The organism is Companilactobacillus bobalius (assembly GCF_002179915.1).
Lineage (GTDB): Bacteria > Bacillota > Bacilli > Lactobacillales > Lactobacillaceae > Companilactobacillus > Companilactobacillus bobalius.
Window position 1 is genome coordinate 452,882 of record NZ_MYFM01000001.1, and the last position, 15,406, is coordinate 468,287.

Here is a 15,406-nt window from a genome sequence, read left to right on the forward strand (position 1 = left end):
AATTAAAAAATGGAATTATCGAGATTGCTTGATTCAAAACTGATAATTCCACTAAGTTTATTTTTATTCAATTATTTTTGTTTAAATCGAACCGCTTTCCATTCTATTTGGATTACCGATACGAGAAATGAAATCACTAAATAAAGCTAATTCTTGTGAATCATGCCGCCATAAATTTTCCGGATGCCACTGAACCGCCTGAATACTGGCATCTTCATTTTCAATAGCCTCAATTACCCCATCAGAAGCCGTCGCTACAACCCTTAAAAAGTCAGGAACTTCTTTAATCGCTTGGTGATGACGAGAATTGACAAAAACATTGTCACCAATAGTTTTATACAGTTTAGAGTTATAGTCTACTCTTACAAAATGAGTTGGTTGATCTCCTGGAGCTTGTTGCTTGTGTTTAATCAATCTACCTGAATACTGAGTCCCCAAATCCTGATAAATTGTTCCACCTAATGCGACATTAATCATTTGTGCACCGCGACAGATCCCAAAAATAGGAATTTTTTTAGCGACAGCGGTCCTGATCATCGCTATTTCGAAACGGTCACGATTCCGATTAGTCACACCTAACTTAGGAATAGGTTCTTCTCCCATAAAACTAGGGTCGATATCTGGTCCACCGGAAAAAATAATTCCATCCATTCTCTCAATTAATTGATTTACTTTATCGACTGGTAGAATTGGCAATCCCACGGGAATACCACCTGCCATTAACACCCCATCAACAATTGGTCGTGGTACGAAGTCCATCAATTTTTGGTTTATTACGTCAGTCGCCCCTAAATAAACATCTGCAGTAATACCAATTAATTTGCCCATAGAGTTGAACCCCCTTTTTATAATTTTAATTGTAAGATTAGCACTCTAAATTAATCTGTCAAATATTTTGTTAATAATATTAAATAAATACTAATAAAAGTCTAATAATTTCACCTATTATTTAGTATAATAAAGCTGATTCATACAATCAATATTAAAGGCTTTCTAATCTTATAGACATTTTGGACAGAATTACTACTATTTTCTAATGAAAATCGATAAAAAATAAAAAATCCAACAATTTAAAATTTAATTGTCAGACCTTTTTCAAGTTTATTTTATTTTTAATGGTTCCAAATTGGTTTCAATTGTAGCCAATGGTGATTCAACTTCAGCTAAAGTGGCGGCCGTATAGGCACCCTCTACCAAGGCAACATCATACTTATGAATCTTTTTATCAGTCATTTCCATCAGCATTTCAAGATTCATTTTTGAACTTCCTAAATCATAAAATGCCAAAATTTCATCACCAGTATTATCATCAACTGCTTTTTGAATTTTTTCTAAAGATGACCCTATTTCATTATCATCAGTTCCCCCAGCCGTGGTAATCGATAGATCCGGTGCAGCTTGAGAAATTAATTTTTTTACACCCTCAGCAATTTCAAATGAATGCGAAACGATCACTATTCCATATTTCATTTTTATTCTCCTAACACTTCGAGTAAGGCCTCAAATAAATAAGCACTTGATTGTGAACCAGGGTCCAAATGGCCTTTAGATTTTTCTTCCAAGTAACTAGCACGGCCTTTAGTAGCGACCATATCTTTTGTAGAATTTAAGGCATTCTCAACTACACTCTTAGAAAGGTCATTGGACTTCAGTGATTCGGCAACTGGTTGCCAAACATCGATCATGGTTTTCATACCAACATCAGATTGTCCACGACGTTTCAAACCGTCGCTACCTACTTGAACTAACTCAGCCAAGTCAGTTGTTTCCTTAGCTTTTTTTGACATATCCAAGAATGCTGTTCCATACAAAGGACCGGGGGCTCCACCAACTTTTTGAATCATTGCAAAAGCAACTGTCTTATATAACTCAGCTAAATCAGCTGGTTCTTTCTTGGCGAGTGCATCAGTGACTGCTGCCATCCCTCGAGCCATATTGCTACCGTGATCACCATCACCAATAGCCGTATCCAATTCGTTTAACTCAGACGTATTAGCCTCAACTTTTTCAACAAATAATTCAATCCATTTCTTTGTGTCTGCTAAATTTAATTCCATTAGTTTACTTCCTTTCTACCAACCAATTGTTGTTACAGGTTCTTTTAACATTTTGATCCAATCATCGTCAGCCTTCATTATTGTCAGCGAAATACCCTGCATATCTAAAGATGTCACTTGATTGCCCACTTTACTGAAACCAACAGAAATCTTATCAGCTGCTAATTCATTTAGAACATCATTAGCAAAAATATATTGTTCCATCAATGGCGTAGCACCCATACCATTAATTAGTACGGCAAAGTGACCTGTCCGGTCAGAAAATTCACTCATGATTTTTTTAATTAATTCGTGGGCTAACTCTTTTGATGGTTGAATCTTCTCAACTGAATAACCACGCTCATTATGAATACCAATACCATATTCAATTTCATCGTCACCCAGCTCAAAACCAGGATGACCGACAGCTGGTACTGTAGCAGCATGTAAGGCAATTCCGACTGTTTTGGTACTGTCAATCACCTTTTGTCCTAAGTTAGCCAAGTCATCTAAATTCATTCCTGAACGAGCAGCAGCGCCAATAATCTTTTCAACTAAAACTGTTCCCGCTACTCCACGTTTTCCTTGAGTGAACTCACTATTTTCTACTGAGATATCATCATTCACGACAATCGACTTAATCTTGATATCATCAGCTTCAGCCATTTCCTTTGCCATATCAAAGTTCATGACATCACCGGAATAATTTTTCACAATTAATAAAACACCTAAACCTTGATCAACGGCCTTAATAGCTTCATAAATTTGATCAGGAGTTGGTGAAGTAAAGACCTCACCAGCAACGGCAGCACTTAACATTCCATCACCGACATATCCAGCATGTAGAGGTTCGTGACCGCTACCACCACCGGATACAACACCAACTTGTTTTTCTTCAGCAAATTTGGAATCATTTCTCACAACCGCAGTTGTACCTTCAATCTGTTTCACTAAATCACTATTAGCTTTTACAAGTCCTGAGATCATTTCAGGAACAATGTCCTCAGTTTTATTAATGATTTTTTTCATAATTGCCTCCCGTTAGCGTTTTCAATACTTCTTCATTATATTACTTTTCCGTAAATCCTGGCAAAAACAAAAGAGCCTAGAAATTAATTCCAGACTCCTCTACAAAGCAAATTTTTCAATGGCTAATCCAACACCATCATGATTATTATCGGCAGTTACGTAATCACTAACAGCCTTAGCACCACTAGTAGCGTTTTCCATAGCAACTCCCTTGCCGGCTACTTTTAACATAGAAATATCATTATCACGGTCTCCCATAGCCATGACCTGACTTAAATCAATCTTCAACTGAGTAGCCAATTGTTTAACGGCCTCACCTTTATTGACGTCCTGACGAAAAATCTCTAAGAAACCAACTCCTGTCCGTACAACAAAATAGTCTTGATCAAAACGTTGATGAACCATTTCTGAAATTTCATCCAATTGTTGCTCAGGTCCATTGATAATTGCTTTAACAATTTCAAAATCAGCTGGCAACTCTTCAGGCTCACGAATATAAAGGCCATTATCATTCTCAAAAGCCTGTGTAATAGTATATTTATCAATTTTTTCTACATGGCTAGTATAAGTATTACCTTTATCGTCAACCACATTGTAATGTAATTGGTTCTTCTTAATAAAATCGACGAACTCACGATAAAATTGGTTGCTCATTGTTTTTGAAAAAATAATTTTTCCAGCCATATTTTCAATCATTCCACCGCCATTAGTGATCATATATTGATTCTCGCCACTAATACCCAGTGTTTTAGCATAACCTGTGATTGCATTATGTGTTCTACCTGAACACAAGACGACCTTGATTCCCTGTTTTAAGGCTTGTTTGATTGCTGCCTGATTTTTGGCAGATATTGTTTTTTCAGTCGTTAATAATGTATCGTCCATGTCCAATGCTATCAGTTTGTAACTCATCAAAAGCCCCCTTAGTTTAAAACATATTTCTCAATCGCTTGACCAACGCCACTATGATTATCATCACCTGTAATTTCATCACTAATCGCTTTTACATTTTCCGGTGAATTGTCCATAGCAACTCCTAATCCAGCAAATTTGATCATTGGAATATCATTATCTAAGTCTCCAATAGCCATAACTTGTTCAGGCTTTATTTTTAGATGCTTAGCGAGTTTTTCCAAAGCTTTACCCTTATTGACTTCTTTAGGAAAAATCTCAATATCACGTTTACTTGTGACAACGACGAAGAATTTAGCATCATATTCTTGATGAAGTTTTTCGGCTGTCTCTTCTAAATTACGTTTATGAGTGTGAACCATGAACTTGGTGATTGCCAAATCTGTATTCAGCATACGTTTCTCCATCCATTCCTGATAAGAATCATAGCTATTACCTTCAGTGTCGATCAATACATAATTAATCTTCTCAGACTTCAAATTACGAGCAATAGCCTCACAAGCATTGTTTTCCATTACTTTTTTATAAATAATCTTTTTATCTAAACTCTCGATAATATTACCACCAGAGTTGATCATATATTGATCTGCTCCAGAGATACCCAATTCCTTATAGGCATAAGCAATACCATCATATGCACGTCCAGAATTAAGTACTATCTTAACCCCTTGTGCCAAGGCTTTAGAGATGGCGGCCTTATTTTGCTCTGTGATTTCTCTTTTATCGTTTAATAGCGTACCATCCATATCAAGTGCAATTAATTTATAGTCCATAATGTTCTCCTTGCAATAATATCCACTTATTATTGTAACCCTTTACACAAACAAAATGATTTAAAAATTTAAACAAAAAAACAGATATTTATTAGAGTTAATAATGTTTCTCTAAATAGATATCTGCTTTTTTATCATTATTCATCAACTAATTCATTAACAAAACAATCATAATAAATTTGCATCATCATTAGCCAATCACTATATTTCAACCATTCGTCACCTTTATGAGCAATTCCTTTTTGACCAGGAAAAGAAGGTCCAAAAGCGATAATGTTAGGCATCTCTCGTGCATAAGTGGCTCCAGTAGTTGTCACAGGCTCACCATTTAGACCAGTATCTTTCTCATAAATTTTTGAGAATTCCTGCATATAAGACAAATTCTTATCCTTTACGGTAGATGGAAAACTACGATTAATTTTTAATTCCATTCCTTCTAGAAATTGACTCTTAAGTTGGTTCAAAATTTTATCCTCAGAAATAGTAACGGGGTAGCGCATTGAAATACTAAAATTCAATTCATCAATACCCTTTTCTAAATCATAGAATGATAATTGGAGTTCTCCCGAATCTTCATCTCGATAATTCAAGCCCAAATTTTCACCATTATACTGATTGCCTATTTTTTCATTAATCCATTGGAATAACTTACCTGTCTGTCCGACTAAGTCTTGATTACTCTCAATCAGTTTTGGTAAAACATTTTCAGCCATATCCGGAGCATTACTAGGTGCTTTCTTACCGTAGTATTCAGTCTTTTTACCATTAACAGTAATAGTTGCATAATCAGGTAAAAAGCTATGATCAAATACACCTTCAAGTAAATCAATTTGTTCTAATGATCCATCTGTAATTGGCAAGGTTACCGTTAAATCGACAATACCTCTTTCTCCATAAACAATTGGAAATTTACAATCAGGTGTAAAGCCGGCATACGGTGGTTTTTGTTCCTTTAAAAAGAGAGGAATATCACGGCTTCCCATCTCTTCATCAGTTCCAAACATAATTCGAATTCTTTTACTTAAAGGTATTTGCTGCTTTTTAATTAAATACAGTGCAAATAAAGTTGACAGTAATGGGCCCTTATTATCTAGCACACCTCGCCCATAGAAGTATCCATTTTTTAAGGTCAGATCAAAGGGCGGATAATTCCAATCATCTACAACATCAACCACATCAATATGACCTAGAACTCCAAAATAATCGTCAGTTTCCGGTCCATATTCAGCCCAACCTACACAATCACTGGCCTGACCAGTTCTAAAGCCCAATTTTTCGGATAAATTTAGCATATATTCCAAAGCGCGTTTAGGTCCTATTCCAAATGGAGCTTGATAAGTTTTATTGCCATTAACACTTGGAATTCTAATCAGTTCTTTGAAATAAGTTAGAAACTCGTCTTTGGATTCTTCAAATAATTTTTGAAAATCTGTTCTAATCTCTTTCAATTCTCTTCTCCTTAAATATTACTAAAGTCAATATCCACATCTTCTGCCTCTTCAGCAGCCGCTTCCTCGTTCAAATACTGTTTATCCAGCATCTTAACAAATGGATAATAAATCAGAACTCCAAGCATCAATTCAAATAATTGCAATAGAGAAGCCAACCAACTTCCTGTCGAAAGCCATCCAGAAATCAATGGTGGTGTTGTCCATGGCAACATAACCCCATTAGTATAAGGAATCCAATGTAAGCTAAAGACAATTCCGGAAATTAAGGTATTAACAACAGGCACAATAATAAATGGAATAGCAATAATAGGATTCAAAACCACTGGTAAACCAAAGATCAAAGGTTCGTTAATACCAAATATTCCTGGTACAATAGCTAACTTACCGAGCTCTTTAATTCGTTTTGATCTACATACAAACAACATTACGATCAGAAGTGACAATGTACTACCGCCACCACCGTAAGTTGTGAAAATATCAATAAATTGTTGTGTATAAATATGAGGTAAAGCATGTCCACTTTGGAAGGCTTTGAGATTATCTTGAGTCAAAACAAAGAAAATTGGTGACCAAACACTATTTGTAATAGTTGGTCCGTTAATACCAAAACACCAAAGTAATGATGCTAAGAAATTGTAAAGCAAAACTGATGGCAATGAATTACCAACGTTCTTTAATGGTGCTTGTAACATTGTATAAATAAAGTTATAAGCTGTACCAAAATCAGTCAAGCTAAAAATAATTCTAACTAAAAAGAATGCCAAAATTACAAAACCACTTGGTAACAAAGCATCAAAAGATTCGCTTACTGCTGGTGGAACACCATCGGGCATTTTTATAGTCCAATTACGTTTAATAGCAAAACGGAATAATTCAACACTGACTAAAGCTGTAAACAAACCTAAGAAAATACCATTAGGTCCTAAATAAATTGTTTGCACAGCACCAACTGTCTTTTTACCAACTTCAACTGTAGTTGGCGTCATAATCAAGAATGAAACAATTGCTACAGCACTGGCATGAACCGCACGTAACCCACGGTTTTTACCATATGCATAAGAAATACCGAAACATGCTAAAAGACCAGTAAAACTGAATACAGAATCAGAAACAGCACTAAACCATTCTGTCCATTGGGGACCGAGAATTCCTGTCCAAAAATCTGCCCAACCTGGAATTGGAAAGTTTCCGATCAGTAGGAAAATTGAGGTAACAATAATTAAAGGAGTAATAATTAGAAAACCATCACGTAAAGAACGTAAAACTACGTTGTTGGCTAACTTTGTCGCCACAGGCATTAATATTTGCTCAAATTTCTTTTGCATGAAGATCATTCCCTTCTAAAAACAATATTTAGTCACAAATTCAGTTATATCTTCTTTCTTTACTTTTTTGGCACATAGTTCAATCCCATTATCAATCGAGTCCGATAAACCAGTACCACCCTTTTTGGGCATTTTAACGATATTCAATTTATCTTTATACTCAGAGATAATATCGGCATTTTTTTCTTGAGCCACCATTGCCACAACCGGAATCTCGGAGTTACTTTCCACTGCATATCCTACTTCGCAAGCCATTTTTGCAAAGTCGCTATAGTCATAGGTTGGCCCAACTAATAAAACATCTGGCTGCATTTTTTGACACATGCGAGTGATTTTTCCTTGAACAATATCCTTATTAGCCTCATAAAATTCTGTCCCACAGAAAAAAGTAGCCATAATTGAGGAATTTTTCTTTTTTAAAGTTTTATCAATCGTATCAGCCGCACCCATCGCCAATTTTTTACCGCCTAATTCAGTATCGGCTTTTTCTTTGCCACCTAAACCTGCTTGAATTTGGTCTAACAATATAATCACTTTCATTTTCCTAACCTCCTAACTAATGATGACGATACAAAATATTATGAAAACTATATTTATCAGATCGATAGTACGATTCGTCATGTAAAATTGGATATCCATCAGCTGAATATGATGTCGTATGAACTAAAAAAGTTGGTTCTCCTGACCTATTTTGCAAAAGTTCACTAATTCTACCTTCAAGAATAACTGCCTCTAACTCCTGACTGGCATAGGCAATCGAAACATTTTTTTCAATCATCTTAAATAAAGAAGTGGATGCCGTCTTCTCAGTTAGATCAGGTACAAAGCGCTTTTGTAAATATATTTCTTCATGTGTCAGAGGTTCCCCATTACCCAGTCTTAATCGCTCTAATTTCCAAAGTGGTTCATCACCTTGCAATTGAAGTTGCTTTTTTATCAGAGATGGTACCTCTTGGGCTGTCTCCAAGTCCAAAACAACGGTTTCTGGTTTCATATGCTGTCTTTTGGCCACTTCACTAAAACTATATAGGCCATTTAATCCACTAGAAATTTTCTTAGTTTCTGGTGGCAAAATAAAAGTTCCCCGATTGCGATCTTTTACAACTAAATCACGTCTTTGTAACTCCTCTATGGCTTTCCTAATTGTTAAACGTGAAGTTTCAAAACGAAACGACAATTCATTTTCTGCTGGTAATTTTTGGTGAATTCCAAATTCACCATTCTTGATATCTTGTTCTAACTTATCGGCTATTTCACTATATAAATACTTCATAAAAACTCCCTCTTAATCTATCGGAGCCTTGATTCTTTTTTCATAAGCATCTAACCACTCTTGAGTAATTGGATTGATCTTAGTCTTATTACTATCTTCTGGATAAGCAATATAAATCTTAGGTTCCTTAGTCTCTGTTCCCACGGCAAAAGTGAATTCAACATTTGTTGCTACACCCCATTGACCCTCTTTATTAAGAGCAACCAATGAGAATTCACCTGCTTTACCATAGCGTTTCTTCAATTTCTCAACAAATGGATAAACTGCTTGGTCACACGCTTCTTGTGGACTTAATCCAGTTCCCATCAAACGAACGATTTCATAGCAGAGACATCCCTTCATGATATCTTCTCCTAGTCCAGTTGCAGCCGCACCGCCAACCTCACTATCAGCGTAAAAACCGTCTCCTACTAGTGCTGAGTCTCCAGTTCTACCCGGCTTCTTCATAAATAATCCTGATGTAGAAGTACCAACCGAGACGGATCCATTTTGATCAAGACTTACCATCCCTACAGTATCGTGACCATCATAGGGTGATAAATTCTTTTCGGCTATTTCTTTTTTTCTTTTTTCCCATATTTTTTTAGCGCGATCGGTCAACATGTTTTTCCGTTCAAAACCACTTTGTGATGCATATTGAGTGGCGCCCTCTCCTACCATGACGCTATTAAAATGCTCATGACTTAACCTTTTGGCTACCGAAATCGGATTCTTAATATCACTGATTCCCATCACGGCTCCAACTTCAAAAGTATCGCCATTCATAAAGGCAGAATCCATTTCCACCAAACCATTAGCATTGGGTAAACCACCATAACCAACTGATTTAAAAAAGGGATAGTCTTCAACTTCTTTAATAGCTTCTTCTACAGCATCTGAACTTTTTCCATTAGTCTTTAAAAGGTCCATGCCTTTACACAAACCCTCATAAGCCATTCTCCAAGTACCAATCATTGCATAAGTCATTTTATCGCTCCTTTTTGTAATCGATTTCGCTTTTAGTATAGTCAGGATTGTATATACAATCAAGAAGTTTTTTAAGCAAATTTGTAAAGAAATAATTACAATTGGTCTATTTAATTAAAACGAAATATTTTTATAAAAAAATCCTGAATACTTTTAATAAATATATTTCTTAAAAATCAGATTTCATAAATCCTAAATATCCTAGTTTAAAAGCAACTACAATCTGTTTCAAAATTATTTTTATATAAAAAAATAGCACGTATCCCTTTTTTGGAAGCGTGTTATTTTCTTATATAAGTAAAACACGAACATTTTACTATTTATTTACACAATCATTCATGTTATTCTAAGGACAACAAATTTTAAGGAAGTGTTAGATTATCACCTATCAAATTGTTTTTGAAGGCCCTATTGTATCTTCAGCAACGTTTGACAAGGCGGATTTTACACCAAAAGTACTTATATGTGTAGACCAGTCAGGCATTATTGACCGTGTAATTTCCGTTGAAGATTCTGATTATCAATCTGTCAAACAACTTGCTAAGCAACAAAAGATTCTTCATATCTTACCGCCTGGTAATTATTTACTACCAGGATTCACTGATTTACATATTCACGCTCCACAATGGCCTCAAGCTGGTTTGGCTTTGGATCGGCCACTTCAGGAATGGCTCAATACGTATACTTTTCCATTGGAAGCTAAGTTTAAAGACCTAGTCTATGCTGAAAAAGTTTACCGAAACCTCATTTCTGAACTTTTAGCAAATGGAACAACTACTGGTCTTTTCTTTGGTTCGGTTGATACTGATGCTAATTTAGTCCTTGCTAAAGTATGTGCTCAACTAGGTCAAAGGGCCTTTATTGGGAAAGTTGCAATGGATAATCCAGAACAAACCCCTGATTTTTATCGTGATAACTCTTCTCAAGAGGCCATTAAAGAAACTAGACGTTTCATTGAGGAAATTCTTAGACTTCAAAAGCAAACTAAGGCCGAAGTAACTCCAGTTATCACACCGCGTTTTGTTCCTAGTTGTACGGACAATACTCTCGCTGGCCTAGGAAGATTAGCAGCTGAATACAATCTCCCCATCCAAACTCATTGTAGCGAAAGTATCTGGGAAGATCAGTATGCTATCAATCGTTTTCACAAAAGAGATGCTGAAGTACTGAATCAATTTGGCTTACTAACTGACAAAACAGTTTTGGCCCATGGTACTCAACTAAATGACAGTGACCTAGAACTATTTCACAAAAAACAAACCGCTTTGGCTCACTGTCCAATTTCTAACGCCTACTTTGGCAACAATATCATGCGTGTCAAAGCAGCTCACCAACAAAAAGTAAAAGTTGGTTTGGGAACTGACATCTCTGGAGGGTTCTCTCCAAGCCTTTATCGAAATATGCAACAAGCAATTATGTCATCTCAAACTTTACAAGATGAAACTAAACAAAATAGTCGTTTAACAGCTGCAAATGTCTTTTATCTAGCAACGGTTGGCGGCGCTTTAGCTCTTCATCTCAAAACTGGTCAAATCAAGGCTGGTTTCAAGGCTGACTTACAAATTGTTGAAGATCAATACTATGAACTATCATCCAATCAACCACAAGAAATCTTTGAAAGACTGATTTATCACACTAACAAAGAGAATATCAAACAGGTTTATGTATCTGGAAAATTAGTTCACGATAAACTAGGAGAAGAAAATGGAAAATAATAAAAGTAATTTATTAGTTGGACCAGATGATAAAATTGGTCTAGGAGAAGCTGGATTCTTAGGACTTCAACACGTCTTAGCAATGGATATTTACGTACCCCCTATCATTCTTGCAGGAATGATGGCTATGGGCTTAGGAGATCAAATGGGACTTCTACAGTCAACCTTCTTAGCTGCTGGTATTGGTACAATCTTACAAACCTTCGTCTTCATGAAAATGCCTGTTTCACAAGGTCCTTCGTTTGTTCCACTAGGTGCCGCCGCTGGTGTTGTTTTAGCCTCTGGTGGTCTTAAAGGCAACGGAATGGGAACTTTAATTGGTGCTTTATTGATAGGTTCCATCATTCTAATCATCTTAGGTGCCACAGGTGCTTTCCAAAAAATCATCAATAAATTAGTCCCCGCTATGGTCGGTGGCACTATCATCACTTGTGTTGGTCTTTCATTAATTCCTACAGCTTTAAACAGTAATATCTTCAACGCTCCTGGAAATATCGATAAAAATATTATTCTAGCTTCTATTACAGCTTTAACATTAGTTATTTCTGTCGGAATCAGTTTGAAATTTCCTAAGGTTCGTCGTTTCTTCAGAACTAGCTCAATTATTTTAGCTTTAGGTGTCGGTACTCTTGTATCAAGCATGATGGGTATGTTCGATTGGAAAACCGTTGCTGATGCTGCTTGGTTTGGACTTCCCCAAAGAACTATCTTCCACTGGGGTATCAACTTCTCACCTTCAGCTATCATCACTTTCATTATCATCTATGCCGTAATTACTACTGAAACAACTGGTACATGGTTCGCCATGGGTGCCGTTACTAATCATGAGATTACTGACAAACAATGGAACCATGGTATTATCGGTGAAGGAATAAGTTGTTTAGTTGCTGCTCTTCTTGGTACAACACCTGTTACAGGTTACTCAACTAATGCTGGTGTGATTTCTATTACTGGTGTTGCTAGTAAACGAGTTTTCCTTTTCGCCGGAATATGGTTCTCCATTTTAGGATTCTTCAGTAAATTATCTGCTTTCCTAGCCGCTATTCCCGCACCAGTTATCGGTGGCGTCTTCGCCATTATCACCGTTACTATTATGTTAAATGGTTTAAACGTTATCCGTGGTCTTGAAACAACTGATCGTGACCTTTATATTATCGGTCTACCAATTGTTTTAACATTGGCCTTAGTACTCTTACCCGCTAACGTAACTAAGAATGCTCCACAAATTCTTCAATACTTACTAGGATCACCAATTGCCGTAGCAGCTATTGCCGCTATTGTTCTAAATCTGGTTATGCCTAAAAGTAGTAAAACTTCAAAAGTAGAAACCGCTGCATAAAAGTAAATGGCACCTATACTAGATTTATGAAAAATCTAATATAGGTGCCATTTTTTAATTTTAAGCTACTGTAATTCTCATACGACCATTTCTCTTGGAACGATACAGATTACTATCAACTCGTGTATAGAAATCATTAGGTTTCGTATCCTTTTTCGAAATCATCGAAACACCAACAGAAATTGTTATCGAAATATCCTCACCATCAATATTAACATCTAAGTGATTCAAAGCTGCAAAGATTTCCTTAACGATTGGTTCCGTAGAATCCAAATCATATCCTGGAAAAATTACGTTGAACTCTTCACCACCAGTACGATACAACTTAACATTTGGATCATTAGCATTGATAACTGTATGGACTACATCAGCGACATGTTGCAAAACCTTATCGCCAGCTAAATGACCATAAGTATCATTTACTTGTTTAAAGTGATCAATATCAAACATCATCATCGACAAGTCCAATTTATTTCTTGCACTACTGTCGAACAAATTGTTTATTTCTTCCGTATAGGCGGCATAATTTTCAGTTTTAGTTAACGCATCATGATTAGCAAATTGTAATAACTTTAATTTTAATTGACTATCACGCAAAATCATCCCTACATAACTATAGAGTAGAGCTTCGAAAATAACTAAGTAACTCCATTCTTCTAGGAACGTTGCTATCGGCAATGCAAATTTAATTTTCATGCATAACCACAACAATCCTCCAAAAACAGTACCCATTAACATATAACAAACAAATGGGTGACGGTACTTTTGACGACGACGTAATTTATTTAATGAGATATAAAAAATCATTAAAATAAATCCATGAAGCCATGATTCCCAATAACCAATTGAACCATTAAAGAACATGTACAGAACCATAATTGGAAAAAAGAAATATGTTGAAACTTTTATATTCAAGAAATAGGCACAGAAAATTAATCCTATCAATTGAAAATTCATAAATTGCCACGATATGGGTGTTCCCACTAAGGTGGCCTGCATACTAAAAATAAAAATCAACATATACAAAACTCCAAATATGGAGTTTAATGAATCATCATCTATCTTAATATTCTTAGAATGTAGCAACGTCTTTAATCCATCATAGAGAACTTGATATAACGTAAAGACTCCCAAAATAAAAAAAACACTTGTTACAAATGGTGATACGTGCCACACAGACCATGTCAAGGACGCATAACCCTCCTTAGGAATTTCATTTAATAATTTATTTAATTTTTATAAACTTTTATATTTATGCTAGTTAATTTTAGCATAAAAAAAACCGTTATTTCATTACAATCATAGAAATAGCGGATTTTTTTAAAAAGCAGTAATTTGCATACGACCATTGTTCTTAGAGTGATAAAGGTTACCATCTACTCGACTATACAAATCATTAGGTTGAATATCTTTTGCTGAAACAGTTGAAACACCCATCGAAATAGAAATATAGATCTTTTTACCATTAATATCGATTGGTAAATGGTTTAAGGCCATAAATATTTCATCCACGATATCTTTAGTTGATTCCAAATCATATCCCGGAAAGACGACGTTGAATTCTTCCCCGCCAGTTCGATAAAATTTTACTTTCGGATCGTTAGCATTAATAACTGTCAGTGCAACATCCGCAACGTGCTGCAAAACTTTATCTCCTGCAAGGTGACCATAAGTATCATTCACATGTTTAAAATGATCAATATCAAACATCATCATGGAAAGATGTAATTTGTTTCGTTGACAGGATTCAAACTCATATTGAATCTCAGTCGTATAAGCAGCATAATTTTCAGCTTTAGTTAAGGCATCGTGATTAGCAAATTCCAACAAATGTAATTTCAATTTGCTATCACGTAAAATCATATTCACATAACTATAGAGCAATATTTCAAAGATAACTAAATAGAACCATTCCTCGTAGAAAGTAGTCAACGTCAAATTAAATTTAACCATAACGAAAAACCACATTAGACCACCATAAACAATTCCTACCATCATGTATCTAAATGAACGATGACTTTCACTTTGAATTCGATTAATATAATTGAACGATTCATAACTCATAATCAAAGTCCACGCGTGGCACCATGACTCCCAATAGCCTATTGAAGAATTAAAGATCATATAGACTAATATAATAGGAATAAAGTAACGATAAGGAATATGGATGTTCAAAAAATAAGCACAGAAAATCAATGCAATTATTTGAAAGTTCATAAATTCCCACGAAACAGATTTTCCTACAATCGTTGCCTGCATACTAAAAATAAAAATTAGCATGTAAAGAATACCGAATACATCTTTTAACTGATCATCAGTCATTTTTACATTTTTAAAATGAAATAACGACTTAATCCAGTCATACAGGACTTGATATAATGTGAATACACCTAAAATGAAAAAAATACTGGTAATGAACGGCGATACTTGCCATACATGCCATGTCAAAGAATGTAACCTCCCAATAGTATTTTCCTTCTATTAACTTATAAACCCATGACAAGCGTACTATACTTTTTTTATTTTTTCATTAATTATTACATATTTTTTATGAATTTTATTCTATATATTTTATTATATTTTGGTC

15 protein-coding genes are annotated in these 15,406 nt (G+C 35.3%); 2 read left to right on the forward strand and 13 right to left on the reverse strand.

Translation table 11 applies throughout. The features are described from left to right. Positions 1-81: 81 nt before the first annotated feature. The 11 genes from LKACC16343_RS02160 to LKACC16343_RS02210 form a co-directional block, all read right to left on the reverse strand. Positions 82-828, reverse strand: a complete 747-nt coding sequence (locus LKACC16343_RS02160) for a gamma-glutamyl-gamma-aminobutyrate hydrolase family protein (protein WP_056952186.1) — start codon at positions 826-828, stop codon at positions 82-84. Positions 829-1,101: 273 nt separating this feature from the next. Beyond that, a complete protein-coding gene (gene dhaM / locus LKACC16343_RS02165) occupies positions 1,102-1,470 on the reverse strand; it encodes a dihydroxyacetone kinase phosphoryl donor subunit DhaM (RefSeq protein ID WP_025086021.1) in 369 nt (122 codons plus the stop codon). A 2-nt stretch (positions 1,471-1,472) separates the two neighbouring features. Next, positions 1,473-2,057: a dihydroxyacetone kinase subunit DhaL gene (dhaL, locus tag LKACC16343_RS02170; protein WP_056952183.1), complete on the reverse strand. Its 585-nt coding sequence runs from the start codon at positions 2,055-2,057 to the stop codon at positions 1,473-1,475. Between the two features lie 15 nt (positions 2,058-2,072). Then, on the reverse strand, positions 2,073-3,065 hold the full coding sequence (dhaK, locus tag LKACC16343_RS02175) for a dihydroxyacetone kinase subunit DhaK (protein ID WP_056952180.1): 993 nt from the start codon (positions 3,063-3,065) through the stop codon (positions 2,073-2,075). Positions 3,066-3,164: 99 nt separating this feature from the next. Further along, positions 3,165-3,977 carry a Cof-type HAD-IIB family hydrolase gene (locus LKACC16343_RS02180; RefSeq protein WP_056952177.1) on the reverse strand — a complete coding sequence of 271 codons (813 nt, stop codon included), beginning with the start codon at positions 3,975-3,977 and terminating at the stop codon, positions 3,165-3,167. An 11-nt stretch (positions 3,978-3,988) separates the two neighbouring features. Continuing rightward, the gene (locus LKACC16343_RS02185) at positions 3,989-4,750 is read right to left on the reverse strand and encodes a Cof-type HAD-IIB family hydrolase (protein WP_056952174.1); all 762 of its coding nucleotides are present in this window, start codon (positions 4,748-4,750) and stop codon (positions 3,989-3,991) included. A 137-nt stretch (positions 4,751-4,887) separates the two neighbouring features. After that, positions 4,888-6,198 (reverse strand): Sapep family Mn(2+)-dependent dipeptidase, encoded by a 1,311-nt coding sequence (locus LKACC16343_RS02190; RefSeq protein ID WP_056952172.1) that lies wholly within the window; start codon positions 6,196-6,198, stop codon positions 4,888-4,890. 11 nt (positions 6,199-6,209) lie between these two features. Continuing rightward, positions 6,210-7,526: a PTS sugar transporter subunit IIC gene (locus tag LKACC16343_RS02195; protein WP_056952168.1), complete on the reverse strand. Its 1,317-nt coding sequence runs from the start codon at positions 7,524-7,526 to the stop codon at positions 6,210-6,212. A gap of 15 nt (positions 7,527-7,541) precedes the next feature. Then, a complete protein-coding gene (locus tag LKACC16343_RS02200; protein WP_056952166.1) occupies positions 7,542-8,066 on the reverse strand; it encodes a GrdB-related putative oxidoreductase in 525 nt (174 codons plus the stop codon). Positions 8,067-8,082: 16 nt separating this feature from the next. After that, the gene (locus LKACC16343_RS02205; protein WP_056952164.1) at positions 8,083-8,799 is read right to left on the reverse strand and encodes a GntR family transcriptional regulator, LSA1692 subfamily; all 717 of its coding nucleotides are present in this window, start codon (positions 8,797-8,799) and stop codon (positions 8,083-8,085) included. Between the two features lie 12 nt (positions 8,800-8,811). Continuing rightward, on the reverse strand, positions 8,812-9,765 hold the full coding sequence (locus LKACC16343_RS02210) for a glycosylasparaginase (RefSeq protein ID WP_056952162.1): 954 nt from the start codon (positions 9,763-9,765) through the stop codon (positions 8,812-8,814). A 377-nt stretch (positions 9,766-10,142) separates the two neighbouring features. On the opposite strand from LKACC16343_RS02210, the gene guaD reads away from it, so the two are divergent. Further along, a complete protein-coding gene (gene guaD / locus LKACC16343_RS02215) occupies positions 10,143-11,480 on the forward strand; it encodes a guanine deaminase (protein WP_056952160.1) in 1,338 nt (445 codons plus the stop codon). Further along, positions 11,470-12,819, forward strand: a complete 1,350-nt coding sequence (locus LKACC16343_RS02220; RefSeq protein WP_056952159.1) for a uracil-xanthine permease family protein — start codon at positions 11,470-11,472, stop codon at positions 12,817-12,819. The genes guaD and LKACC16343_RS02220 overlap by 11 nt, the downstream gene beginning before the upstream one ends. 60 nt (positions 12,820-12,879) lie before the next feature. On the opposite strand, the gene LKACC16343_RS02225 is transcribed toward LKACC16343_RS02220, so the two are convergent. Further along, positions 12,880-14,007: a GGDEF domain-containing protein gene (locus tag LKACC16343_RS02225; RefSeq protein ID WP_056952157.1), complete on the reverse strand. Its 1,128-nt coding sequence runs from the start codon at positions 14,005-14,007 to the stop codon at positions 12,880-12,882. Between the two features lie 132 nt (positions 14,008-14,139). After that, positions 14,140-15,267, reverse strand: a complete 1,128-nt coding sequence (locus tag LKACC16343_RS02230) for a GGDEF domain-containing protein (RefSeq protein WP_056952156.1) — start codon at positions 15,265-15,267, stop codon at positions 14,140-14,142. Positions 15,268-15,406: the final 139 nt, after the last annotated feature.